The 415-nt window shown below is 44.8% G+C and carries 2 tRNA genes; both read left to right on the plus strand.

Annotated elements, in window-relative coordinates:
• Positions 1 to 99 precede the first annotated feature (99 nt).
• Positions 100 to 173: transfer RNA gene (locus ACM0OS_RS29035), tRNA-Ile, on the plus strand.
• An 80-nt stretch (positions 174 to 253) separates the two neighbouring features.
• Positions 254 to 326: transfer RNA gene (locus ACM0OS_RS29040), tRNA-Ala, on the plus strand.
• Positions 327 to 415 lie beyond the last annotated feature (89 nt).

A 415-nucleotide genomic window follows, 5' to 3' on the forward strand; every position in this document is an offset into this window, starting at 1 on the left:
GAACTCGAAAACACACAGTGAATAGAGACTGAGTTGGTTATTCCTAGGTCGTTCGCAACATTTGCTGAACTTTCAAACTATAGATTTGGTTCGGAGAACGGGCTATTAGCTCAGGTGGTTAGAGCGCACCCCTGATAAGGGTGAGGTCCCTGGTTCGAGTCCAGGATGGCCCACCTGAAACAAGTCAAAAATCAAAAGTCAAAAGTCAAAAGTAAAGAGTTGATTTTGGAAATTTGAAGATTGAATTGTGTGTGGGGGTTTAGCTCAGTTGGTAGAGCGCCTGCTTTGCAAGCAGGATGTCAGCGGTTCGAGTCCGCTAATCTCCACCTAACTAAAAATAGCAATAGATAAGGGAAAAAGTTCAGCAACATGGCTCATACTAGCCAGACTGCTGGGTGAAATTCCAGCCAGAACC

Source organism: Nostoc sp. CCY0012, assembly GCF_963920855.1.
Lineage (GTDB): Bacteria > Cyanobacteriota > Cyanobacteriia > Cyanobacteriales > Nostocaceae > Cyanocohniella.